Raw genomic sequence first — 22,125 nt, 5'->3', positions numbered from 1 at the left:
GCATCTTGGAGGGGAGCGGCCGGCGAACCGGCCGCGGCCTCAGGCGTCCTCAGACCGCGAGGTCGCGCCGGTCCTCGACGGTGGAATCGGCGCGCATCCGATAGACCATCGGCACGCCGGTGAGCACCTCGCGCTTCATGATGCCTTCGGGAGACAGCTTCTCCAGCACCATGATGAGGGCGCGCAGCGAATTGCCGTGGGCGGTCACGATCGTGGTCTCGCCCCTCAGCACGCGCGGCAGGATCTCCTGATTGTAATAGGGCAGCGTGCGGGCCACCGTATCGCGCAGGCTCTCGCCGCCGGGCGGGGGGATGTCATAGGAGCGGCGCCACACATGCACCTGCTCCTCGCCCCACTTGGCGCGGGCGTCGTCCTTGTTGAGGCCGGAGAGGTCGCCATAGTCCCGCTCGTTCAGCGCCTGGCTGGCCATCGTCTCCACGCCCTCCTGTCCCATCTCGCCGAGCACCAGCGACAGGGTGCGCTGGGCGCGGGAGAGGAGCGAGGTGAAGGCGACGTCGAACGTCAGGCCTTCGGCCTTCAGGAGCGCGCCCGCACGCTTCGCCTCCGCGACGCCCTGCTCGGTGAGGTCGGGGTCACGCCAGCCGGTGAAAAGGTTCTTGAGGTTCCACTCGCTCTGCCCGTGACGGACGAGGACGAGGATGCGATCCGACATGAAAAGTCTCCAGACACTCAGAAATCGGCGAGGCCGAGCACGTCGGCCATGGAATAGAGCCCGGGCTCGCGCCGGGTCTCTCCGCATTTCGTCCAACGGGCGGCGGTGAGCGCGCCGTTGGCGAAGATCATCCGGTCCTCGGCCTTGTGGACCAGCTCGATGCGCTCGGAGGCGCCGGCGAAGATCACCATGTGCTCGCCCACCACGGAGCCGCCGCGCAGGCTGGCGAAGCCGATGTTGCCCTTCACGCGCGGGCCGGTGAGGCCGTCGCGGCCGCGATCGGAGCATTCGTCGAGCTTGCGGTTGCGGCCGGCCGCCGCCGCATCGCCCAGCAGCAGCGCGGTCCCGGAGGGCGCATCGACCTTCCGGTTGTGATGCATCTCGACGATCTCGATGTCGAAGTCGTCGCCCAGCGTCGCCGCCACCCGGCGGGTCAGGGCGGCGAGCAGGTTCACACCGAGGCTCATGTTGCCGGACTTGACGATGACCGTGCGCAGGGCCGCGTCGGCGATGGCCGCGTTGTCCTCGTTGGAGAAGCCGGTGGTGCCGATGACATGGGCGATTCCCGCCTCGGCGAGGCGACCGGCGAGGCGCACCGTGGCGGCGGGGGTGGAGAAGTCGATCACCACGTCGGCGCCGTTCAGCGCCGGGGCCACGTCGCTCTCCACCGTGATGCCGTTGGGGCCCGTGCCCGCCATCAGCCCGGCATCCTCGCCGAGATGGGCGGAGCCGGCATATTCGAGGGCGCCGACGAGCTTCAGCCCCTCGGTCTCGGCGATGGCGCGGATGAGCGTGCGGCCCATGCGGCCGCCGGCCCCGGCGATGACGATGCGCAGATCGGTCACGGGTAAAGTCCTCTTGGGCATTTTCAAGCGAAGGGGATACCGGTTCGCGTGAAGAAAATGCGTTAACTCAATACCGTCGATCGCTTCGCCGATTTAGCGAGTCGGGGAAAGCGATCGAGAATGGTCGCGCTCAGGTGGGCGCGGCCTCGTGCCCGGTATAGCCGGAGATGAGGATGACGTCGGCGACCGACGCCTCCCGCCGGATGGCCAGCGCCTTCTGGTACCCCGGGGAGAAATAGCAGGCGCGCGCCGTCGCGACATCCTTGAACGCGATGACCACGTAGCGCGAGCGGCCATGGCCCTCCAGAAGCTGGTTGCGCCCGCCCCGCACGACGAACCAGGCGCCGTATTCGGCCAGCGGCTCGGCATTGGCGGCCACGTAATCCTTGTAGCGCTCGGGATCGGTCACATCCACCTTGGCCATCCAGTAGCCGCGCGGGTTCTCGGGCGTGCCTTCGGGCGGCGGTGCCGACGAAGGCTGTGGCCCGTCATAACCTTCGACAGCGGCGAGATCGGCGATGGCGGTGGAGCGGCGCAGATCGCGCACGTGCTGGTATTCGGGCAGGGTATAGGTGCTCAGGGCGTCCTCGTAGGAGGGCAGTTCCACCAGCACGTTGCGATGGCGCTTGATGCCTTCGAGCTGCTCGAAGTCGCCACCGCGGATCACGAACCGGAAGCCGTGCGACCGCGCGAAGGCGTAGTTCGCCTCGCGGTAGGTGATGTAGTCCACCGGGTTGACCACATCGAGATTGAGGAACCAGTAGCCGTTCGCCATCGCCGCCCCCGTCACGCGCCCTGAAGTTCAGCAAGGATCGCCCGCGCCGCCGCGACCGGGTCTTCCGCCGCCGTCACCGGCCGGCCCACCACGATGCGGTCGGCGCCCGCGGCCAGCGCCTCGGCCGGCGTCGCGATGCGCTTCTGGTCGCCCACGGCGGCGCCCTTGGGCCGCACGCCCGGCGTCACCACGCGCATGTGAGGGCCAAGAATGCCGCGCACCATGGCGGCGTCGGTGGGCGCGCAGATGACGCCGGCGATGCCGGCCTCCCGCGCCTGCCCGGCGCGCAGGCGCACGGTCTCGGTGACGCCCCCGGCGACGCCGGTGGCGGCGAGATCGGCATCGTCATAGGAGGTGAGCACCGTGACGCCCAGCACCTCCAGCTTGCTGCCCGCAGCCCCGCGCGCGGCGGCGGCCATGGTCAGGGGATAGGCGTGGACGGTGAGAATGTCGAAGCCCCGCTCGGCGGCGGCAGCGGTCGCGCGCTCCACCGTGTTGCCGATATCGTGGAGCTTGAGGTCGAGAAACACCTTCTTGCCGGCGGCGATGAGGTCGGCGGCAAGGTCGATGCCGCCCGAGACCGCCAGCTCCAGCCCGATCTTGTAGAAGCTCACCACGTCGCCAAGCTGGGCGACCGCGGCCTCGGCGGCGGCGACGGAGGGATAGTCGAGGGCGACGATGAGCTTGTCGCGGACATCCGCGCGGATCGGGGTGCCCTGAGCAACCTGCATCATGCCGTCTCCTCCATTGCGCGCCAGCGGTCCGGCCGCCGCGCGGGACCGGCGCGGAACCAGCAGCCGCCCCCGACCGGTGGCTGGTCGTGGACGCGGGAAATGGGGTAGCCCGCCAAGTGGCACAGAAGCAAGGTGCCCACGCCGCCATGGCCGACAAAGAGCAGGCGCTGCCCCGTCCCGCCGTAAACCGCCAGCGCCGCCTCCACCGCCGCGACGATACGGGCCTGCGCGTCCACCGCGCGCTCCCAGCCGCGCACGCTCTCGGTGGGGCGGGCGAAGAAGGCGTTGGCCATCTCTTGAAATTCGGCTTCGGGCAGGTAGCCGGTGGCGGAGCGGTCGTTCTCCTCCATGCCGTCGCGGATGACGACCGGCAGCCGGAGGGGCGCGGCGATCAGGGCGGCCGTCTCCTTCGCCTTCTCCTCGGTGGAGGAGATGACTTGGCTGATGGCGGAGAGATCGAATCGCGTGGAAAAGGCCAGCGTGCGCTGACGCCCCACGGGCGACAGACCCCAGCGCGGCACGGGGACGGCAGGGTCCACCTGGACCTGCGGATGGGTCAGATAGAGGAAATCCGTCACGGGCGGCACCGGCAGCATAAGGCCGGCGCCGGACCGGCCAAGATGAGGATCAGGGCCGGCGATAAGCCCAGACGCGGGCCGGGGGGATGTTGCGCCACACCCGCGGCGAGCGTTCGCCCTCGATGGCGCCCGGCAGCAGCGGCACGGGCGAGACCACCGCATAGGTGAATTGCACGAACGGCGTGCCGGGGTGGGAGAGGTCGAACGCCTCGTTGACCATCCGGTGGCGCTCGGCCTCGGGCATGGTGAAGAGCGGCAGCGAGGAGATGGTGCCCGCCGCCTTGCCGGGCAGGCGATCCTTCAGCGTCTTGCCGAGCTGGTAGGCATCACCGTTGATGACGGTGGCGCCGGGATAGCGCAGGCGCAGCAGGGCGCAGAATTCCGGATTGTACTCGATCAGGAACAGGCGCTCGGGGGCAAAGCCGCGCTGGATCAGCGCCTTAGTGACCGGGCCGGTGCCCGGCCCAAGCTCGATGACCGGGCCGTCCATCTTGGGATCGAGATAGCTCGCCATCATCTTGGCAAGCGCCGGGCTCGAGGGCGCGACCGCGCCGGTCTTGAGCGGATTCTGGAACCACGACTGCAGGAAACGCACCTCGTCCTTGAGGTTCGGCTTCTGGAGCAGGGGCTTTTGAAGCGGCCTGCGGTGGTCGTGGGACTGGAGCATCAACTGCACCTCGGGCGCCCGAGCGGGTCGGATATCAGGCGCTTAGACGGGAAAGGGGGCGGGGTCAAGGTTCGCTGGCCTCGCGCAAGACCCCGTGTAGCAGGTTGTCGAGCGCTGTCGAAAGGAGATCCTCCTCGGGAGCCACGAGAAAGGCCGAGCAGGTCAGCTTCAGGCTGACCATGCCGTGCAGGAGGATCCAGAAGGTCAGGGCGAGGCCCTCCGGGTCAAGCCCATCCCTCAGCCGACCGGCCGTTGCGAGATCCTGGAACACCCCGCCGATGAGCGCAAACGCCGCCGCCCCGGCCGCGTCCTTCCCCCCCAGCGCGGTGGCCGCGAATCCCGGCTCCATGAAGATCAGCCGGTAGGTTTCGGGCTCGGCGCGCCCGAACGCCGCATAAGCGAGGGCCAGGGCCTTGAGCCGGTGCAGCGGGTCCGCGCTCTTCCCGGCCTCGGCGAGGCCTTCGAGCAGCGCGCGCATGCCGGCCTCCCCGAGTTCGCGGGCGATGGCCTCGCGATTCTCAAAGTGAAGATAGAGCGCCCCGGCGGAATAGCCGGCGGCCTCGGCGATGCGGCGCATGGTGAGCGCCTCAAATCCCTGATCCAGAACGATCCGGCGCGCCTCGGCAAGGATGCGCGCACGGGCATCCTCCTTCCGCCTGGCGCGGGGCGAACCGCCCGGGGGTGGCGCGGACGATTTCAATTCTGACACGACAGACCCTTGTCGCTTGACATGAACGATGTTCAGTTTATGAACGATGTTTAGTGAACATTGTTCAGGACGCCACTCTAATGACCTCTCCCGCTTTCCCGCAAGTTGCCGGCGCCCCCAGAATTGCGCTGCTGGGCGCGACCGGCGCCATCGGCGCCAGCATCTCCCAAGCCCTGAGTGCGGCCGGCACACCGTTCTCGGTCGTCGGGCGCTCCGCCGCCGGCCTCTCGACCGCCTTCGGCGCCTGTCCTCTCGCCACCCAGCGCATCTGGAACCCGGACGATGCCGCAAGCCTCCGCGCGGCGGTTCGGGGCATGGATACGCTCGTCCACATGGTGGGGGTGCCCTATGACGCCTTCCACCTCCACCCCCGCCTCATGCGGGCCGTGGTCGAGGCGGCCGAGGCGGAGGGTGTGCGGCGGGTGCTGCTCATCGGCACCGCCTATCCCTTCGGCCGGCCGCAGGCGCCGCGCGTGGACGAGAGCCATCCGCGCGACCCACACACCTTCAAGGGTCGCATGCGCAAGGAGCAGGAGGACATTCTGATGGAGGCCGACGCGCGCGGCGCGCTTCAGGGCGCCATCCTGCGCCTGCCCGATTTCTACGGACCCGGCGTGGACCGCAGCTTCCTCGCCGACCTCTTCACCGCCGCGGCGGCGGGGCGCCGGGCGAGGGTGGTGGGGCCTATCGACACCCCACACGAGTTCGTCTTCGTGCCGGATGTGGGGCCGGTGGTACGGGAATTGTTGCGGCGGGAGGACACTTTCGGCCGCACCTACAATCTCGCGGGCGCGGGCACCATTACAGTTCGGGAGGTAGCCCGGCAGGCCTTCGCACTGGCGGGAGGCCCGCCCAAGCTGATGGTGGCGGGCAAGACGATGCTGCGCCTCGCCGGCCTGTTCGATCCGCTCATGCGCGAACTCGTGGAGATGCACTATCTGATGACCGAGCCGGTCATCTTCGACGGCAGTGCCCTCGAACGGGCCATCGGCCCCGTCGCGAAGACGCCCTATGCGGACGGCATCGCCCAATGCATGGCCGCGGCCCGCAGGGGCTGACCGCCGGCGGGGATCACGCCCCCTCGCCGGCCGCGCCCTGGAAGAATTCCTTCACCTTGGCGAAGAAGCCGGCGGATTCGGGATGGGTCTCGCCGGAGCTTTCCTTGTCGAATTCGGCGAGAAGCTCCCTCTGCCGCTTGGTCAGCTTCTGCGGCGTCTCCACCACCACCTGCACATACATGTCGCCGGAGGAGCGGGAGCGCAGGATGGGCATGCCCTTGCCGGAAAGGCGGAAGCGCTTCTGCGACTGGGTGCCCTCCGGAATTTTCACCTTGGTCTTGTCACCGTCGATGGTCGGCACCTCGACCGCGCCGCCGAGCGCCGCCGTGACCATGGAGATGGGTACGCGGCAATAAAGGTCCGCCCCCTCCCGCTGGAAGAAGGCGTGCGGCTCGATGGAGAGGAAGATGTAGAGGTCGCCCGCCGGTCCGCCGCGCACGCCGGCCTCGCCCTCGCCGCCGAGGCGGATGCGGGTGCCGTCCTCGACGCCGGGCGGAATCTGCACAGAGAGGGTGCGCTCGCGCGTCACGCGCCCTGCGCCGGCGCAGGCGCCGCACGGGTCCTCGATGACGCTGCCGCGGCCCTGGCAGGTGGGGCAGGTGCGCTCCAGGGTGAAGAAGCCCTGCGCGTGGCGGATCTTGCCGGCGCCGCCGCAGGTGCGGCAGGCCTTCGGCTGGGTGCCGGGCTTGGCGCCGGAGCCGTTGCAGGCCTCGCAGGCTACGGAGGTGGGGATCTTGATCTGCGCCGTCTTGCCGACGAACGCTTCCTCAAGGGTGATCTCCATGTTGTAGCGCAGGTCCGAGCCGCGACCGCGCTGCTGGCCACCCCCGCCGCCGCGCCCGCGGCCCATGGAGCCGCCGAACAGGTCGTCGAAGATGTCCGCGAAGGAGGAGGCGAAATCGTTGCCGAAGCCGGGGCCGCCGCCGCCATTCTCGAAGGCGGCATGGCCGAAGCGGTCATAGGCGGCCCGCTTCTGGGGGTCTTTGAGGACCTCGTAGGCCTCGTTGACCTCCTTGAACATCACCTCGGCTTCCGCATCGCCCTGGTTGCGATCGGGATGCCACTTCATGGCGAGCTTGCGGTAGGAGGCCTTCAGCACCGTCTCGTCGGCGCCGCGATCGCAGCCGAGGGTTTCGTAATAGTCGCGCTTGGCCATGACCTCAGAAAACCTCACTCAATTTCTCCGGCAGCGTCCGCTCTACGACAACCACATCGGGCCTTTGCTCGCAGCGCGCCATCTGTTGCCGATAGTTGATCCAGGCGCTGTTGGCCATACTTGTCGGCGAGGTGCGATTAGCGACGTGCTCATGTGCGGCTAGGGCAACCACCGCCAGCGACACAATCAACCCGCCGCAGAAGATGCCGCCCTCGTCCACCACCGCCTTGCCGCGCAGCACATCGAACTCGTCGAGCAGCGCGTTGTGCAATATTAGGAGACGGCGCGGCTTGTTGTTCTGGATCGCGTCGAGGAGCACCATCTCCACGGTGATCGCCCGGTCATAATGATATTGCGCCGTCAGGCGTCTCGGCTGGTCCGCGCTCGCCGATGAAACAAGAAGGGCGCCTGCTGCGGCGCCCATGATGACCTTCGCCGCGCCCTTCATCGTCCCACCCGATGCGATGCCTGCCCCGGCAAGGAACCGGGCCAGGCATCATATTGCCATCACCTTCGCTCTGGGCGAAGGGATCAGGCCGACTTCTTCTTGTCGTCGTCGACCTCGGTGAACTCGGCGTCCACCACGTCGTCCGCCGGCTTGGCGCCCGCCTCCGCGCCCGGCTGCTGGGCCGCGTACATGGCCTCGCCGAGCTTGAGGGAGGCCTGGGCGAGGGTGTTGGTCTTGGCGGTGATGGCCTCCACGTCGTCGCCTTCCAGCGAAGACTTGAGGTCATTGAGGGCCGCCTCGATGGCACCCTTCTCCGCCGCGCCGACCTTGTCGCCATGCTCGGCGACGGCCTTCTCGGTGGAGTGGACGAGGGCTTCCGCGTGGTTCTTGGCTTCCACCAGGGCCCGGCGCTTCTTGTCCTCGGCCGCGTGGGCCTCGGCGTCCTTCACCATCTTCTCGATGTCGGCGTCATTCAGGCCGCCCGAGGCCTGGATGCGGATCTGCTGCTCCTTGCCGGTGCCCTTGTCCTTGGCGGAGACCTGCACGATGCCGTTGGCGTCGATGTCGAAGGTCACCTCCACCTGCGGCACGCCGCGGGGCGCCGGGGGAATGCCCATGAGGTCGAACTGGCCGAGGATCTTGTTGTCCGCCGCCATCTCGCGCTCGCCCTGGAACACGCGGATCGTCACCGCGGTCTGGCCATCCTCAGCCGTGGAGAACACCTGGCTCTTCTTGGTGGGGATGGTGGTGTTGCGGTCGATGAGGCGGGTGAACACGCCGCCCAGCGTCTCGATGCCCAGCGACAGCGGGGTCACGTCGAGCAGCAGCACGTCCTTCACGTCGCCCTGGAGCACGCCCGCCTGGATGGCAGCACCGATGGCGACCACCTCGTCCGGGTTGACGCCCTTGTGGGGCTCCTTGCCGAAGAACTGCTTCACCACTTCCTGCACCTTGGGCATGCGGGTCATGCCGCCGACGAGGACGACCTCGTCGATCTGCCCGGCGGTGAGGCCGGCATCCTTCAGCGCGAGCCGGCAGGGCTCGACGGTCCGCTGGATGAGGTCGTCCACCAGCGCCTCGAACTTGGCGCGGGTGAGCTTCATGGTGAGGTGCTTCGGGCCGGTCGCATCCGCCGTGATGAAGGGCAGGTTGATCTCGGTCTGCGTCGCGGACGACAGCTCGATCTTGGCCTTCTCGGCGGCTTCCTTCAGCCGCTGGAGGGCGAGCTTGTCGTTGCGCAGGTCGATGCCCTGCTCCTTCTTGAACTCATCGGCGAGGTAGCCGACGAGGCGCATGTCGAAATCCTCGCCGCCGAGGAAGGTGTCGCCATTGGTGGACTTCACCTCGAACACGCCGTCGCCGATCTCCAGCACCGACACGTCGAAGGTGCCGCCGCCGAGGTCATAGACCGCGATGGTGCCGGCCGACTTCTTGTCGAGGCCATAGGCTAGCGCCGCCGCGGTAGGCTCGTTGATGATGCGCAGCACCTCGAGGCCGGCGATCTTGCCCGCGTCCTTGGTGGCCTGGCGCTGGGCGTCGTTGAAGTAGGCGGGAACGGTGATAACCGCCTTCTCCACCTTCTCGCCCAGGAACGACTCGGCCGTCTCCTTCATCTTCTGCAGGATGAAGGCGGAGATCTGCGAGGGGGAATACTTCTTGCCGTCGGCTTCCACCCAGGCGTCGCCGTTGTCGGCGCGCACGATCTGGTAGGGCACAAGGTTCTTGTCCTTGGCGACGGTGGGGTCGTCATAGCGGCGGCCGATGAGGCGCTTCACCGCGAAGAAGGTGCGCTCGGGATTGGTGACGCTCTGCCGCTTGGCAGGCTGGCCGACGAGACGCTCGCCGTCCTCCGTGAAGGCGACGATGGAGGGCGTGGTGCGCGCGCCCTCGGCGTTCTCGATGACTTTCGGGGTGGACCCCTCCATCACCGCGACGCAGGAATTGGTGGTGCCGAGGTCGATACCGATGATCTTGGCCATATGATTCTCCTTGCCGGCAGGCCGACCGGGCCCTTGCGGCGCCCGAGGTGGATCGTCGCGAGCCCCTCCCGCGACCGGTCCGCCGGCCCCCTGAAACTTAGAATTGGGGTTCGCCGCGAAAACGGCGATCGAGGCGCATATAGGGGGGGTGATTTGGCCCCGCAAGGCATGGTAGCAGGCGGCACGCTCCATTTTTCACAGCCGCGCGAGGAAACGGATGGCCCCTTTGAAGCCAGCCGCCGGGTCGGGTCCCGGCGTCGATCCGCGCGCCGCCCTCATCCTCGTCGATCTGCAGGTGGACTTCCTGCCCGGCGGCGCCCTTGCGGTCCCCGGCGGTGATGAGGTGGTGCCCCTCGCCAACCGGCTCGCCGCCGGCTTCCGCAACGTGATCCTGACGCAGGACTGGCACCCGCGCGGCCACATCTCCTTCGCCTCGACCCATGCGGGGCGCGCGATCTACGACATGATCGACCTGCCCTACGGCCGCCAGATCCTGTGGCCGGACCATTGCCTGCAAGGCACGCCGGGGGCCGCCTTCGCGCCGGGCCTGGAGGTACCGCACGCGCAGCTGGTGGTGCGCAAGGGCCACCACAAGGCCATCGACAGCTATTCCACCTTCTACGAGGCGGATCGCACCACTCCCACCGGCCTCGCCGGATACCTCCGCGAACGGGGGATCGATACGGTGTATCTCGCCGGCCTCGCCCTCGACTTCTGCGTGTCGTGGTCGGCGGTGGATGCCGCGCGGCACGGCTTTACCACCTATGTGATCGAGGACGCCTGCCGGTCCATCGACGTGGACGGCTCGCTCGCGGCCGCCCTTGCCGACATGGAGCGGGTCGCGGTCCGCAGGCTGGCGGCGGCGGACCTTTTGGCCTGAGCCCGCCTGCCCCGGTGTCAGATCATCCCTGCTCGGCGGCGGTCATGATACCGAAGGGCGCGCCGGTGGCGTCGCTGACGATGGCGATGCGGCCGATGCCGGGGATCTCGAACGGCTCGCGCAGCACCTGGCCGCCGGCCGCCTTCAGCAGTTCCACCCGCGCCGTCACGTCGTCCACATTGATGTAGCTGAACCAATGGGGCGGCACCTGGGGCGGCAGGATGTCGGTCTTGTCCATCATCCCGGCCACCGGCTCGCCGCCGAGGGTTGCGACGTAATATGCGTGGCCGCCCCCGGTGGGCATCTCGCTGAAGGTCCAGCCCAGCGTCGCGGAATAGAAGGCCTGCGCCTTCTCCACATCGTCGGTCAGAAGCTCGTTCCAGTAGAATTTCCCGTGCGGGCCCATCAACGCCTCCCTCGAACCGGCCGGATGGCCGGCGGCACTATGCCCGAGGCACGGCGCCGCCGCCACGCGGGGCGGGGTTTACTCCACGATCAGGATGATCCGGCGCGAACGCGGCTCCACCACCGCCGCCTCATTGCCCGGCAGCGTGACGTAGCGGTATTGGGAGAGGCCGGCCCCCGGCGCGTATCCGGCCTCGTCCAGCGTCTGGTAGCCGTCCTCGTCATCGAAGCCCGGATCGTAGCCCTGCTGGCCATAGCCCGGCTGCGCCACTGCCTGCCCGTAGCGGCCATAGGGCTCCGGCGCGACGCCGAAGCGGCGCAGGTCGACATCGGGTGGCACCACCGCCCCCACCTCGGCGACGAAGCCGCCGGGGATATAGGCCGGCGGGACCGGGTGGCGCACCACATAACTCTCGATGTAGCGCCGCTGCACCGGCGTGAACGTGACATACCCGCCCGGCACCGCCACCGTGGTCTGGGCGACGGCCGGCGCGACGCTTCCAGCGACGACCAGCGGGACGAAAGCGACGGCGGCGAGGCCGGACAGCGCGACGCCGCGAGAGACAAGACCAATCGACAGGAGATGATTGCGCATGACGACAACTCCTCTTCCCGAACCCCAGCACCGGGAAGGCATCGTCCGCGTGGAATCTGTCGGCATATGGCCGAAACTTCAGATGAAATATATAGTTACTACCTTGTTAAAATCGGCGCCGGGACAAGGGAAAGCCACCATGCCGCTGCCGCGTCCTCTTCAATTCGCCAAGATCACAGCGTCCAGCCGATGACGGGATCTTTGGCGGGCGCGCCGATGCCGCTCGAACTCCAGCCCGGCGCCCTGTGGTTCCGCGAGGCGCTCGACCGGGCGGCGCAGGCGGCGCTGCTGGCCGAGATCCGCGCGGTGCTCACCGAAGCCCCCCTCTTCACCCCCACCATGCCCCGCTCCGGCCAGCCCTTCTCCGTGCGCATGAGCAATTGCGGGCCGCTCGGCTGGGTGTCCGATGTGGCCGGCTACCGCTATCAGAGCTTTCATCCCGAGACGCGGCGGCCGTGGCCGGCCATGCCCCCGCGCCTGATGGACCTGTGGAATCGCCTCGCCCCGGAGGCCGCGCCGCCCGAGGCCTGCCTCATCAATTATTATGCGCCCGAGGCCCGCATGAGCCTGCATCAGGACCGCGACGAGGCGGACTTCACCGCACCTGTGCTCTCCGTCTCGCTGGGCGACACCGCCGTGTTCCGGGTGGGTGGCGAGACGCGGCGCGGGCCGACGCGCTCCATCCATCTGGCGTCGGGGGACGTTTTCCTGCTGTCGGGGCCGAGCCGCCTCGCCTTCCACGGCATCGACCGCCTGTTGCCCGGCACGTCCCGGCTCGTGGACGAGGGCGGGCGCTTCAACCTTACGCTTCGGCGCGTCACCGCCGCGTGATCCGCCACTTTTCCGCCACGCCATTCACAGAAAAGCCGGATTGACGCCCGACACAGGCAGACCGGCCCGCAGGCGAAGGCCCGCTTTGGCCGCGTCCCGCCGGAGCCCTCGATGCGCCTCGCCTTCACGTCCGCCTTTCTTTCCGCCGCCTTCGCTCTTCTCCTCGCCGCAGCGCCCGCCGTGCCGGCCGGCGCAGTCGAATTGATGTATCCGCGCGGCTCGGCCATCGGGCTGGTGCCGCCGCCGGGCATGGTGGAGAGCGAGCAGTTCGCCGGGTTCGAGGACGATGCCACGAAATCCTCCATCCTGGTGGTGGACATGCCGGCCGAAGCCTATGACCAGCTCGTCACCGGCTTCAGCGAGCAGGCCCTGACCACGCGCGGGGTGACGCTGGAAGACCGGGAGGACTTTCCCCTCAAGGGCGCCAAGGCGATCCTGCTGATCGGCCGGCAGACCGCCGGTCCGGTGAGCGTGCGCAAATGGGTGCTGCTGGTGGGCAGCGAGAGGGGCACCGGCATCGTCACCGTTCAGGTGCCGGAGGCGGGCGCTGCCGCCTATCCTGACAAGGTGGTACGGGAGGCGCTCTCCAGCATCACCTTCCGCAACGTGGCCGATCAGGCGGGCTCGCTGCCCTTCGCGGTCACCAACCTCGCCGGCTTCCGGCCGGTGCGGGCGCTGGGCGGCACGACGCTCCTGCTCACCGACGGACCGAAGGATACGCTGGACGGCCCGGACCAGCCGGTGTTCGTCGTCTCCATCGCCGGCGGCGCACCGCGCGACGACGAGCGGCGCCAGTTCGCCCTGCGCGCCCTGTCCACCATTCCCGGCGTGAAGGACCTCAAGCTCGACCGCGCCGAGCCTCAGCGCATCAACGGACAGGCCGGCTTCGAGGTGATGGCCACCGGCGCCGACGCCCGCACCGGCGCGCCCATCAAGGTGGTGCAGTGGATCCGCTTCGGACCCACCGCATACATCCGCATGGTGGGCGTGACCAAGCTCGACGCCTTCCCGGATGTCTATGACCGCCTGCGCGCGCTCAGGGACGGCGTGGAGGCGCGCTGACCCCTGCATTGCGCCGGGACGGCCCGCGGGATTACCCTTGCCGTCCCTTTCTCCGCCGGGAACCGCCCATGCCCACGTCCGGGCGTCAGGATATGCCGAGCGACCTGCTGCCCGACAGCCCGCTTTCCCTGCCCCGCGCGGGCACGGACTTCGGCGCCATCGACGCGGACGAGGCGTGGATCGCCGTCATCCGCAAGATGGACGAGACCTATGCGGAGCTTGTCCGCCAGCAGGTGGAGCTGGAGGCCAAGAACACCGCGCTTGAAGAAGCGCAGGGCTTCATCGCCGGCCTCCTCGGCTCCATGACCGACGTGCTGGTGGCGTGCGACCTCTCCGGCCGGGTGGAGCAGGTGAACCTCGCCGCCGAGCGCGCCTTCGGCCAGCGGGCCGACGCCCTCCTCGGCCGCCCCCTGTCCGATCTGCTCGATGCCTCCTCCGAGACCACCGCGGCAGACGTGCTCGCCACCGTCGCCCGGCGCCAGCGCATCGCCGACCGGGAATTCACCCTCGCGACCCCCGACGGGCCGCTCGCCATCGCCGTGAATGGCGCGCTGAGGTTCGATCCGCGTGGGCGGGCGGTGGGCATCGTGCTGGTGGGCCGCCCCATCGGCGAGCTGCGCGCCGCCTACGGCGCCCTCGCCAAGGCCCACGAGCACCTCAAGCGCACCCAGCAGCAATTGGTCCATGCGGAAAAGATGGCCTCGCTCGGCCGCCTCGTGGCCGGCGTCGCCCATGAGCTGAACAATCCCATCTCCTTCGTCTATGGCAACGCCCATGCGATGAAGCGCTATGCCGAGCGGCTGATCGCCTATCTCGATCAGGTGCATGCCGGCGCGGACGGCGCCGCGCTCGCCAAGGCGCGCGGCGAATTGCGCATCGACCGGGCGCTGTCCGACATCCCCGCCACCCTCTCCGGCATGCTGGAGGGGGCCGAGCGCGTGCGCGACATCGTGGCGGACCTGCGGCGCTTCTCCTCCGACCGGCGTGAGGCACAGGAGGTGTTCGACCTCGCCGGCGTGGTGCGCTCGGCGGTGGACTGGGTGGCGAAATCCCAGATGCCGGACCTGCCCATCACCGTCGCCGTACCCGAGGGGCTGGAGGCGGTGGGGCATCCCGGCCATATCCATCAGGTGATGATGAACCTCGTGCAGAATGCCGTGGACGCCATGGAAGGCCGCGCCGACCGGCGGCTGGAGATCACCGGAGAGCGGATCCAGACGGCCGACGGGCGGCAGGTGGCGGTGCGGGTGCGCGACACCGGACCGGGCATTCCCGACGCGCTCATGGATCGCATCTTCGATCCCTTCTTCACCACCAAGCCGGTGGGCAAGGGCACCGGCCTCGGCCTCTCCATCTGCTACCGCATCGCCGAGGAGCACGAGGGGCGGCTCGAAGCCGGGAACCACCCGGAGGGCGGCGCCATCCTCTCCCTCGTGCTGCCGGCGGCGCCATGAAAGCAGCCCCCTTTACCGTGCTCTGGCTGCAGTCGGGCGGCTGCGGCGGCTGCACCATGTCGCTGCTCTGCGCCGAGGCGCCGGACCTTGCCGCGACGCTCGCCTCCGCCAACATCCGCTTCCTGTGGCACCCCACGCTCTCCGAGGAGACCGGGGACGAGGCCATCGCCCTGTTCGAGGCGGTGCTGTCCGGCGCCATCCGGCTCGATGCCCTGTGCATCGAGGGCGCGCTGCTGCGCGGCCCGAACGGCACCGGTCGCTTCCACATGCTCGCCGGCACTGACACGCCGACCATCGAATGGGTGCGCCGGCTCGCGGGCGTAGCCGAGCATGTGGTGGCGGTGGGCACCTGCGCGGCCTATGGCGGCGTGACGGCGGCCGGGGTCAATCCGGCCGACGCCTGCGGCCTGCAATATGACGGGCGTCGCCCCGGCGGCGCGCTGGGCGCCGAATTCCGCGCCCGTGCCGGCCTGCCGGTCATCAATGTGGCCGGCTGCCCCACCCATCCCAACTGGGTGACGGAAACGCTGATGCTGCTCTCGGCCGGCCTGCTGCACGGCGGCGATCTCGACAGCTACGGCCGCCCGCGCTTCTACGCCGACCACCTCGTGCACCACGGCTGCCCCCGCAACGAATATTACGAGTACAAGGCCAGCGCCGAGAAGATGAGCGACCTCGGCTGCATGATGGAGCACCTCGGCTGCCTCGGCACCCAGGCCCATGCGGACTGCAACACCCGCCTGTGGAACGGCGAGGGCTCCTGCACCCGCGGCGGCCACGCCTGCATCAACTGCACCGCGCCCGAGTTCGAGGAGCCGGGCCACGCCTTCATCGAGACACCCAAGATCGGCGGCATCCCCGTGGGCCTGCCCACCGACATGCCCAAGGCCTGGTTCATCGCCCTCTCCTCCCTCGCCAAGGCGGCGACGCCCGAGCGCCTGCGCCGCAACGCGGTGAGTGACCATGTGGTGACACCGCCCGCCGTCCGGGACATCAGGAAGCGATGAGCGACGGCACGAAACGGCTGGTGGTCGGCCCCTTCAACCGCGTGGAGGGCGACCTGGAGGTGCGCCTCGACGTGGCGGACGGGGCCGTGAAGCAGGCCTTTGTCTCCTCGCCCCTGTTCCGCGGATTCGAGCGGATTCTGGAGGGTCGCGACCCGCGCGACGCCCTCGTCATCGCGCCGCGCATCTGCGGCATCTGCTCGGTGTCGCAATCCCATGCGGCGGCACTGGCGCTGGCGGCTCTGGAGGGGGTGGTGCCCACCGACAACGGGCGCGTCGCCACCAACCTCATCCTCGCCACCGAGAATGTGGCCGACCACCTCACCCATTTCCACGTCTTCTTCATGCCGGACTTCGCCCGCGCGGCTTATTCCGACCGGCCCTGGTTCGCGGAGGCCGAGCGACGGTTCAAGGCGTCGCATGGGCTGAGCGTGCGCGACGCCCTCGCCACCCGCACGACACTGTTGCACGTCATGGGCCTCCTCGCCGGCCGCTGGCCGCACACGCTGGCGCTCCAGCCCGGCGGTGTCGCCAAGGGGGCGGACGCGCGGGACAAGATGCGCCTCTTGGCCACGCTGGGCTCCGTGCGAGCGGACCTTGAGGCGCGGCTCTACGGCGCCCCGCTGGAGCGCGTCGCGGCGCTGGCCGACGCCGAGGAGTTGGACATCTGGCGCCGCACGGGGCCGGACGGCGATTTCAGGCTGTTCCTCACCATCGCCGAAGACCTCGACCTTGCCGCACTGGGCCGCGCCGACGATCGCTTCCTCTCCTACGGCGCCTATCCGCAGGAGGAGGGACGGCTCTATGCCGGCGGCACCTTTTCGGCGGGGCGCCTAGGCTCTGTCGATCCCTCCGCCATCGCCGAGGATCATTCCTTCGCCCGTATGGAGGGGCGGGAGGCGCCGCACCATCCGTTCGAGGGCTCGACCTTTCCCGACGGCGCGGACGAGACCGGCTACACCTGGTGCAAGGCCCCGCGCCTCGCAGGCTTGCCCTTTGAGACCGGCGCCTTCGCCCGGCAGGTCATCGCCGGCCAGAAGCTCGCCCGCGATCTCGCGGCGAAGGAAGGCGCCAATGTGCGCTCGCGCGTCGTCGGCCGGCTCATCGAGACCGCGCGCACGCTCATCGCCATGGAGGGCTGGGTGAAGGCGCTCAGGCCCGGCGAGCCGTGGTGCGCGCAGGGCGCATTGCCTCAAGCAGGCCGCAGCTTCGGCCTCACCGAGGCGGCGCGCGGGGCGCTCGGCCACTGGATGGTGGTGGAGCGCGGGCGCATCGCCCGCTACCAGATCATCGCCCCCACCACCTGGAACTTCTCCCCCCGCGACGCGTCCGGCCAGCCGGGACCGCTGGAGACCGCCCTCGTCGGCGCGCCGGTGCGCCAAGGAGAGAAGACGCCGCTTTCCGTGCAGCACATCGTGCGCTCGTTCGATCCCTGCATGGTCTGCACGGTGCATTGAGCGGCCATGGAAGGGGCGGAATTGGACGGGTTCGCGGGCGAGATCATCGAGATTTCCGGCATCGTGCAGGGCGTGGGCTTCCGGCCCTTCGTCTATCGCCTCGCTTTGCGCCTCGGCCTCGACGGCACCGTCTCCAATGCCGGCGGGCGGGTCCTGATCCATGCGGGCGGGCCGCGCGCGGGCCTCGACGCCTTCGCTGCCGCCCTGACAGCGGAGGCGCCGCCGCTGGCGCGCATCGAGCGGGTGGAGCGCCATCCGGCCGCCTTGCCGGAGCCGGGCTTCCGGATCGTGGAGAGCGGGGCCGGCACGGTCTCCATCGGCGTTGTGCCGGATGTGGCGACGTGCCCGGCGTGCCTTGCAGAGATCGCCGATCCGAAGGCACGGCGGCTCCGCTACGCCTTCACCAATTGCACCGATTGCGGCCCGCGCTTCTCCATCGTCGCCGGCCTGCCCTACGACCGGCCGGCGACCACCATGGCCGGCTTCGCCATGTGCCCTGCGTGTCGCGCGGAGTATGAAAACCCTGCGGACCGGCGCTTCCACGCCCAGCCCATCGCCTGCCCCGATTGCGGCCCACGCCTGTGGCTGGAACGGGAGGGGGCGGAGATCGCGTCATCCGATCCGATCCTCGATGCCGCCGAGCTGTTGCGGGCGGGCGGCATTCTCGCAGTGAAGGGCATCGGCGGCTTCCACATCGCCTGCGACGCCACGAACCCCGAGGCCGTCGCGCTCCTGCGCACCCGCAAGCACCGCCCCACCAAGCCTCTGGCGGTGATGGCCGACCTTGCCACCGCCCATCGCCTCTGTGTCATCAACCCGGACGAGGAGGCTGCTCTTCAGGCTCCTGCCGCGCCCATTCTGCTGCTGCCGATGCGACCGGACGCCGGTCTCGCCCCCGGCCTCGCGCCGGGCCAGAGCCACCTCGGCCTCATGCTGCCCTATACGCCGCTCCACCATCTGCTGCTGAAGGCGACCGGCTGCCCGCTGGTGATGACCTCCGGCAACCGCTCCAGCGCGCCGCAGATCTTCCGGAATGAGGAAGCTCGAACTGGCCTCGCCGGCATCGTCGATGCCTTCCTCATGCACGACCGCCCCATCGCCCGCCGGCTCGACGACAGCGTGGCGCGCTTCGCCGCCGGAAGGCTCCGCGTGATGCGGCGCGGGCGGGGCCTCGCGCCGCTCCCTCTCGCCTTACCGGAGGATTTCGCCGACGCCCCGCCGGTGCTCGCCATGGGCGGCGAACTGAAAAGCGCGCTCTGCCTCACCCACGGCGCCCGCGCCCTCCTCTCCCACCACCTCGGCGACCTCGACGAGCCCGCCACGGGCGACGCCTTCGAGACGGCGCTGGCCGATTATTCCGCCCTCTTCGCCCATAAGCCGCAGGTGATCGCGGCGGACCTCCACCCGGACTACCGCGCCAGCCGCCTCGCCGCCGCCCTCGCCGAGGCGCGCGGGCTCCCGCTGGAAAGCGTGCAGCATCATCACGCCCACATCGCCGCCGCCATGGCCGAGAACGGCTGGCGGCGCGCCGACGGCAAGGTGGTGGGCATCGCCCTCGACGGGCTGGGACTGGGCGAGGACGGCACCGTGTGGGGCGCCGAGGTGCTGCTCTGCGATTATCGCGAAAGCCGCCGCATCGCCTGCCTCTCCCCGATCCCCCTCGCCGGAGGCGATGCGGCGAGCCGCGAGCCGTGGCGCGTGTTGCTCGCCCATCTCGACCGGGCATTCGGCCGCGCGGCGGTGGACGGCGATGCCCACCTCGCCGCGCTGTTCGCCGGAAAGCCGGTGCCGACCCTGCGCGCCATGATGGACAAGGGCCTCAACGCCCCCTTCGCCTCCTCCGCCGGACGCCTGTTCGATGCGGTGGCGGCGCTCCTCGGCCTCGCGCCCGACCGGCTCTCCCACGAGGGCGAGGCGGCCATGGCGCTGGAAGCCGTGGCGGCGGGGGACGCCGCGCCCTACCCCTTCGACATCCGCACGCAGGGCGACCTCATCGAGATCGATCCCGCCCCGCTTTGGCGCGCCCTCCGCGCCGACCTTGCCGCCGCACGGCCGTTCCCCGAAATGTCCGCCGCCTTCCATGCCGGGCTGGCGGAAGCGTTCGTCTTGGTCGCGGCGCGGGCGGCGGAGGAGGCCGGCACCCGGGCCGTCGCCCTGTCCGGCGGCGTGTTCCAGAACGCGCGCCTGCTGGAGGAGACAGCCGCCCGGCTCGGCGCGCGTGGCCTCACCCCCCTCATCCCCGCCGAGGTGCCAGCCAATGACGGCGGCCTCGCCTTTGGGCAGGCGGTCGTCGCCGCGGCGCGACACATGGCGTGAAGCCATGCAGGCGGGGCCGTTCCCGTCCGGCGCGGGCGGGACTATGGTGGGGCCATGACCACGCCCCATCGTCCGCATCCGCACAGCCGCCCCGAAGGCCGCGCCGCGGGTGCCGTGAAAACCTTCCTCCTCGCCGGCTCAACCCTGCCCGCCCCCGGCCTCGCGCCCGGCCTGCACGTGGTCGCGACGCCCATCGGCAACCTCGCCGACGTGACCGTGCGCGCGCTGGAGACCTTGGCGGCGGCCGACGTGATCGCCTGCGAGGACACCCGCATCTCCCGCCGGCTGCTCGACCGCTACGGCATCCAGACCCACCTCATGGCCTATCACGACCACAACGGCGCCAGCGCCCGGCCGAAGCTGCTCGCTCGCCTCGCCGCCGGCGAGCGTGTCGTGCTCATTTCGGATGCCGGCACGCCGCTGGTGTCGGACCCCGGGTTCAAGCTGGTGGTGGAGGCCGCCGAGGCGGGGTTCCGCGTGTATCCGGTGCCGGGAGCCTCCGCGCTCCTCGCCGCGCTGGTGGCGGCGGGCCTGCCCACCGACTGCTTCCTGTTCGACGGCTTCCTGCCGCCCAAGGCCGGCCAGCGGCGCAACCGCATCTCAGCGCTTGCCGCCGTGCCGGGCACGCTCGTCTTCTACGAGACCGGCCCGCGCCTCGCCGAGAGCCTCGCGGACCTTGCCGAGGTGCTCGGCCCCCGCCGCGCCGCCGTGTGCCGCGAGCTCACCAAGGCGTTCGAGGAGGTGCGGCGCGCCGATCTGTCCGCCCTCGCCGCGCACTATGCGGACGCAGAAGACCCCAAGGGCGAGATCGTCCTCGTCATCGGCCCGCCACTGGAAGAGGCGGCCGGCGACGCGGACGTCGACACAGCGCTGTTGCGCGCCCTGAAGGACGCCTCGCTGAAGGATGCGGTCGCGGCCGTCGCCGGCGCCACCGGCCGGCCGAAGCGGGACGTCTACGCCCGTGCCCTCGCCCTCACGCAGGCGCGGGGTGCCGGGGAGCCGGAGCCGGGCGGGGATGCCTGAGGCCCCGGCCGGCCCTCCGCCGGACGCGGGGAAGCTGCGTCGCCGTGCAGCCCACGATCGCGGCCTCGCGGCGGAAGAGCGCGCCGCGACGCTGCTCAGCGCCCACGGCTTCCTTGTGCTTGCCCGGCGGGTGCGCACCAAGGCGGGCGAGATCGACCTCATCGCCCGGCAGGGCGACCTCCTCGTCTTCTGCGAGGTGAAGCTCAGGGCGCGCCTCGCGGACGCCGCCTTCTCCCTCCAGCCCCGCCAGCGGCGGCGCATCGCGGCGGCGGCGGAGGCCTACCTCGCCGAACACCCCGAGCTGTCCGCGCTCAACATGCGCTTCGACGCGGTGCTCCTCGCCCGCACAGGCGAGGCCGAGCACCTGCCCGGCGCCTTCGAGATGGACGTGTGAGCCGAGTGGCGGCGGGCGCCGCCCGCCTATAGATAGAGCCGACAGATAGCGTGGCCTGAGAGGCCAGCGGGAGATTGCCATGGCCCTGAAGGTCGCGGTCCAGATGGACCACATTGCCAGCATCAATATTCAAGGCGATTCCACCTTCGCCCTCCTGCTGGAGGCGCAGCAGCGCGGCCATGCGCTGTTCCATTACACGCCCGACCGCATGGCCATGCGCGACGGCGAAGTGTTCGCCGCCGTGGAGCCGCTCACCGTGAAGGACGAGGCCGGCGCCCACTTCACCCTCGGCGCGCGCGAGCGCATTCCGCTCACCGAGATGGATGTGGTGCTGATGCGCCAGGATCCGCCCTTCGACATGGCCTATGTCACGGCGACCCACCTGCTGGAGCGCATCCACCCGAAGACGCTGGTGGTGAACGACCCGGCCCATGTGCGCAACGCGCCGGAGAAGATCTTCGTCACCGAATTTCCGGACCTGATGCCGCCGACCCTGATCTCGCGCGACCTCACCGAGATCAAGGCCTTCCGCGCCGAGTTCGGCGACGTGGTGATGAAGCCGCTCTACGGCAATGGCGGCGCCGCCGTGTTTCGCCTCACCGCCGACGACCTCAATTTCGGCTCGCTCTACGACCTCTTCTCCGCCACCTTCCGCGAGCCGTGGGTGATCCAGCGCTTCCTGCCGGCGGTGAAGCATGGTGACAAGCGCATTATCCTGGTGGACGGCGAGGCGGCGGGCGCGGTGAACCGCGTGCCCAGCGAGGGTGACCTCAGGTCCAACATGGTGCGCGGCGGCGCGGCGAAGCCCACCGACCTCACCGACCGTGAGCTGGAAATCTGCGCCCGCATCGGCCCCTCCCTGCGCGGGAAGGGGCTCATCTTCGTGGGCATCGACGTGATCGACGGCAACCTCACCGAGATCAACGTCACCTCCCCCACCGGCCTGCGGGCCATCAAGCGGCTGGGCGGGCCGGACATCGCGGCCCAGATCTGGGACCGCATCGAGGCCCGCCGCGCGGCCTGAGCGCACGCCTTCCCATCAGGACCGACGCGGCACCATCGGCTCGCCGCGCGAACCGCCA

The 22,125-nt window shown here is 69.8% G+C and carries 23 protein-coding genes; 11 read left to right on the top strand and 12 right to left on the bottom strand.

Annotation, left to right across the window (positions count from 1 at the left end; genetic code table 11):
* Positions 1-49: 49 nt before the first annotated feature.
* The 7 genes from V5F63_RS01700 to V5F63_RS01670 all read right to left on the bottom strand — a co-directional run bounded on the left by V5F63_RS01700 (position 50) and on the right by V5F63_RS01670 (position 4,981).
* Entirely contained in the window at positions 50-673 is a 624-nt protein-coding gene (locus tag V5F63_RS01700; RefSeq protein ID WP_394101382.1) for a 2,3-bisphosphoglycerate-dependent phosphoglycerate mutase, read from the bottom strand.
* Positions 674-690: 17 nt separating this feature from the next.
* Positions 691-1,518 (bottom strand): 4-hydroxy-tetrahydrodipicolinate reductase, encoded by an 828-nt coding sequence (gene dapB / locus V5F63_RS01695; protein ID WP_209487433.1) that lies wholly within the window; start codon positions 1,516-1,518, stop codon positions 691-693.
* Positions 1,519-1,648: 130 nt separating this feature from the next.
* Entirely contained in the window at positions 1,649-2,293 is a 645-nt protein-coding gene (locus tag V5F63_RS01690) for a DUF1330 domain-containing protein (protein ID WP_394101381.1), read from the bottom strand.
* Positions 2,294-2,304: 11 nt separating this feature from the next.
* Positions 2,305-3,027, bottom strand: coding sequence for an orotidine-5'-phosphate decarboxylase (gene pyrF / locus V5F63_RS01685; RefSeq protein ID WP_394028289.1), 723 nt, complete (start codon positions 3,025-3,027; stop codon positions 2,305-2,307).
* Positions 3,024-3,605, bottom strand: coding sequence for a histidine phosphatase family protein (locus tag V5F63_RS01680; RefSeq protein WP_394028290.1), 582 nt, complete (start codon positions 3,603-3,605; stop codon positions 3,024-3,026). Before V5F63_RS01680 ends, pyrF begins: the two co-directional genes overlap by 4 nt.
* A gap of 49 nt (positions 3,606-3,654) precedes the next feature.
* On the bottom strand, positions 3,655-4,272 hold the full coding sequence (locus V5F63_RS01675; RefSeq protein ID WP_209487429.1) for a class I SAM-dependent methyltransferase: 618 nt from the start codon (positions 4,270-4,272) through the stop codon (positions 3,655-3,657).
* Between the two features lie 64 nt (positions 4,273-4,336).
* Positions 4,337-4,981 (bottom strand): TetR/AcrR family transcriptional regulator, encoded by a 645-nt coding sequence (locus V5F63_RS01670; protein ID WP_394101380.1) that lies wholly within the window; start codon positions 4,979-4,981, stop codon positions 4,337-4,339.
* 80 nt (positions 4,982-5,061) lie between these two features.
* Here V5F63_RS01670 and V5F63_RS01665 point away from each other — a divergent pair, with 80 nt between their 5' ends.
* Positions 5,062-6,039, top strand: coding sequence for an NAD-dependent epimerase/dehydratase family protein (locus V5F63_RS01665; RefSeq protein ID WP_394101379.1), 978 nt, complete (start codon positions 5,062-5,064; stop codon positions 6,037-6,039).
* Positions 6,040-6,052: 13 nt separating this feature from the next.
* Here the strand turns inward: V5F63_RS01665 and dnaJ are convergent, their stop codons facing one another.
* The 3 genes from dnaJ to dnaK form a co-directional block, all read right to left on the bottom strand.
* Complete coding sequence (gene dnaJ, locus V5F63_RS01660; RefSeq protein WP_209490132.1) at positions 6,053-7,195, bottom strand: molecular chaperone DnaJ; 1,143 nt, start codon at positions 7,193-7,195, stop codon at positions 6,053-6,055.
* A gap of 4 nt (positions 7,196-7,199) precedes the next feature.
* Positions 7,200-7,643 carry a hypothetical protein gene (locus V5F63_RS01655; RefSeq protein WP_394101378.1) on the bottom strand — a complete coding sequence of 148 codons (444 nt, stop codon included), beginning with the start codon at positions 7,641-7,643 and terminating at the stop codon, positions 7,200-7,202.
* A gap of 83 nt (positions 7,644-7,726) precedes the next feature.
* Positions 7,727-9,622, bottom strand: coding sequence for a molecular chaperone DnaK (gene dnaK, locus V5F63_RS01650; protein WP_209487425.1), 1,896 nt, complete (start codon positions 9,620-9,622; stop codon positions 7,727-7,729).
* 217 nt (positions 9,623-9,839) lie between these two features.
* On the opposite strand from dnaK, the gene pncA reads away from it, so the two are divergent.
* Complete coding sequence (gene pncA, locus V5F63_RS01645; protein ID WP_394101377.1) at positions 9,840-10,502, top strand: bifunctional nicotinamidase/pyrazinamidase; 663 nt, start codon at positions 9,840-9,842, stop codon at positions 10,500-10,502.
* A gap of 22 nt (positions 10,503-10,524) precedes the next feature.
* On the opposite strand, the gene V5F63_RS01640 is transcribed toward pncA, so the two are convergent.
* Together V5F63_RS01640 and V5F63_RS01635 are read right to left on the bottom strand one after the other, a co-directional pair.
* Positions 10,525-10,908, bottom strand: coding sequence for a VOC family protein (locus V5F63_RS01640; protein ID WP_209487423.1), 384 nt, complete (start codon positions 10,906-10,908; stop codon positions 10,525-10,527).
* Between the two features lie 78 nt (positions 10,909-10,986).
* Complete coding sequence (locus V5F63_RS01635; RefSeq protein WP_394101376.1) at positions 10,987-11,502, bottom strand: hypothetical protein; 516 nt, start codon at positions 11,500-11,502, stop codon at positions 10,987-10,989.
* A gap of 216 nt (positions 11,503-11,718) precedes the next feature.
* Here V5F63_RS01635 and V5F63_RS01630 point away from each other — a divergent pair, with 216 nt between their 5' ends.
* The 9 genes from V5F63_RS01630 to gshB all read left to right on the top strand — a co-directional run bounded on the left by V5F63_RS01630 (position 11,719) and on the right by gshB (position 22,067).
* Positions 11,719-12,333, top strand: coding sequence for an alpha-ketoglutarate-dependent dioxygenase AlkB family protein (locus V5F63_RS01630; protein ID WP_394101375.1), 615 nt, complete (start codon positions 11,719-11,721; stop codon positions 12,331-12,333).
* Between the two features lie 111 nt (positions 12,334-12,444).
* Positions 12,445-13,395 (top strand): hypothetical protein, encoded by a 951-nt coding sequence (locus V5F63_RS01625; RefSeq protein ID WP_209487420.1) that lies wholly within the window; start codon positions 12,445-12,447, stop codon positions 13,393-13,395.
* Positions 13,396-13,463: 68 nt separating this feature from the next.
* Positions 13,464-14,849 carry a sensor histidine kinase gene (locus V5F63_RS01620; protein ID WP_394101374.1) on the top strand — a complete coding sequence of 462 codons (1,386 nt, stop codon included), beginning with the start codon at positions 13,464-13,466 and terminating at the stop codon, positions 14,847-14,849.
* Entirely contained in the window at positions 14,846-15,856 is a 1,011-nt protein-coding gene (locus V5F63_RS01615) for an NADH-quinone oxidoreductase subunit B family protein (RefSeq protein ID WP_394101373.1), read from the top strand. Before V5F63_RS01620 ends, V5F63_RS01615 begins: the two co-directional genes overlap by 4 nt.
* Positions 15,853-17,310 (top strand): nickel-dependent hydrogenase large subunit, encoded by a 1,458-nt coding sequence (locus V5F63_RS01610; RefSeq protein ID WP_394101372.1) that lies wholly within the window; start codon positions 15,853-15,855, stop codon positions 17,308-17,310. Before V5F63_RS01615 ends, V5F63_RS01610 begins: the two co-directional genes overlap by 4 nt.
* Before the next feature lie 21 nt (positions 17,311-17,331).
* Positions 17,332-19,626, top strand: a complete 2,295-nt coding sequence (gene hypF, locus V5F63_RS01605) for a carbamoyltransferase HypF (RefSeq protein WP_394101371.1) — start codon at positions 17,332-17,334, stop codon at positions 19,624-19,626.
* Positions 19,627-19,680: 54 nt separating this feature from the next.
* The gene (gene rsmI, locus V5F63_RS01600; RefSeq protein WP_209487416.1) at positions 19,681-20,649 is read left to right on the top strand and encodes a 16S rRNA (cytidine(1402)-2'-O)-methyltransferase; all 969 of its coding nucleotides are present in this window, start codon (positions 19,681-19,683) and stop codon (positions 20,647-20,649) included.
* A complete protein-coding gene (locus tag V5F63_RS01595; protein ID WP_394101370.1) occupies positions 20,642-21,043 on the top strand; it encodes a YraN family protein in 402 nt (133 codons plus the stop codon). Before rsmI ends, V5F63_RS01595 begins: the two co-directional genes overlap by 8 nt.
* Before the next feature lie 79 nt (positions 21,044-21,122).
* Positions 21,123-22,067, top strand: coding sequence for a glutathione synthase (gshB, locus tag V5F63_RS01590; RefSeq protein ID WP_394101369.1), 945 nt, complete (start codon positions 21,123-21,125; stop codon positions 22,065-22,067).
* Positions 22,068-22,125 lie beyond the last annotated feature (58 nt).

The sequence above is a fragment of the Xanthobacter wiegelii genome (assembly GCF_043193855.2).
GTDB classification, from domain to species: domain Bacteria; phylum Pseudomonadota; class Alphaproteobacteria; order Rhizobiales; family Xanthobacteraceae; genus Xanthobacter; species Xanthobacter flavus_A.
The sequence above is the reverse complement of the archived record's forward strand: the minus strand, read 5'-3'. Positions and strand labels throughout refer to the sequence as shown.

Coding starts and splice junctions, on each gene's coding strand:
- V5F63_RS01615 (WP_394101373.1), top strand. CDS start 14,846: ATGAAAGCAGCCCCCTTTACCGTGCTCTGGCTGCAGTCGGGCGGCTGC.
- dnaJ (WP_209490132.1), bottom strand. CDS start 7,195: ATGGCCAAGCGCGACTATTACGAAACCCTCGGCTGCGATCGCGGCGCC.
- V5F63_RS01595 (WP_394101370.1), top strand. CDS start 20,642: ATGCCTGAGGCCCCGGCCGGCCCTCCGCCGGACGCGGGGAAGCTGCGT.
- pyrF (WP_394028289.1), bottom strand. CDS start 3,027: ATGATGCAGGTTGCTCAGGGCACCCCGATCCGCGCGGATGTCCGCGAC.
- pncA (WP_394101377.1), top strand. CDS start 9,840: ATGGCCCCTTTGAAGCCAGCCGCCGGGTCGGGTCCCGGCGTCGATCCG.
- gshB (WP_394101369.1), top strand. CDS start 21,123: ATGGCCCTGAAGGTCGCGGTCCAGATGGACCACATTGCCAGCATCAAT.
- V5F63_RS01655 (WP_394101378.1), bottom strand. CDS start 7,643: ATGAAGGGCGCGGCGAAGGTCATCATGGGCGCCGCAGCAGGCGCCCTT.
- V5F63_RS01665 (WP_394101379.1), top strand. CDS start 5,062: ATGACCTCTCCCGCTTTCCCGCAAGTTGCCGGCGCCCCCAGAATTGCG.
- V5F63_RS01640 (WP_209487423.1), bottom strand. CDS start 10,908: ATGGGCCCGCACGGGAAATTCTACTGGAACGAGCTTCTGACCGACGAT.
- dnaK (WP_209487425.1), bottom strand. CDS start 9,622: ATGGCCAAGATCATCGGTATCGACCTCGGCACCACCAATTCCTGCGTC.
- V5F63_RS01610 (WP_394101372.1), top strand. CDS start 15,853: ATGAGCGACGGCACGAAACGGCTGGTGGTCGGCCCCTTCAACCGCGTG.
- V5F63_RS01675 (WP_209487429.1), bottom strand. CDS start 4,272: ATGCTCCAGTCCCACGACCACCGCAGGCCGCTTCAAAAGCCCCTGCTC.
- V5F63_RS01630 (WP_394101375.1), top strand. CDS start 11,719: ATGCCGCTCGAACTCCAGCCCGGCGCCCTGTGGTTCCGCGAGGCGCTC.
- V5F63_RS01620 (WP_394101374.1), top strand. CDS start 13,464: ATGCCCACGTCCGGGCGTCAGGATATGCCGAGCGACCTGCTGCCCGAC.
- V5F63_RS01700 (WP_394101382.1), bottom strand. CDS start 673: ATGTCGGATCGCATCCTCGTCCTCGTCCGTCACGGGCAGAGCGAGTGG.
- rsmI (WP_209487416.1), top strand. CDS start 19,681: ATGACCACGCCCCATCGTCCGCATCCGCACAGCCGCCCCGAAGGCCGC.
- V5F63_RS01625 (WP_209487420.1), top strand. CDS start 12,445: ATGCGCCTCGCCTTCACGTCCGCCTTTCTTTCCGCCGCCTTCGCTCTT.
- V5F63_RS01690 (WP_394101381.1), bottom strand. CDS start 2,293: ATGGCGAACGGCTACTGGTTCCTCAATCTCGATGTGGTCAACCCGGTG.
- V5F63_RS01635 (WP_394101376.1), bottom strand. CDS start 11,502: ATGCGCAATCATCTCCTGTCGATTGGTCTTGTCTCTCGCGGCGTCGCG.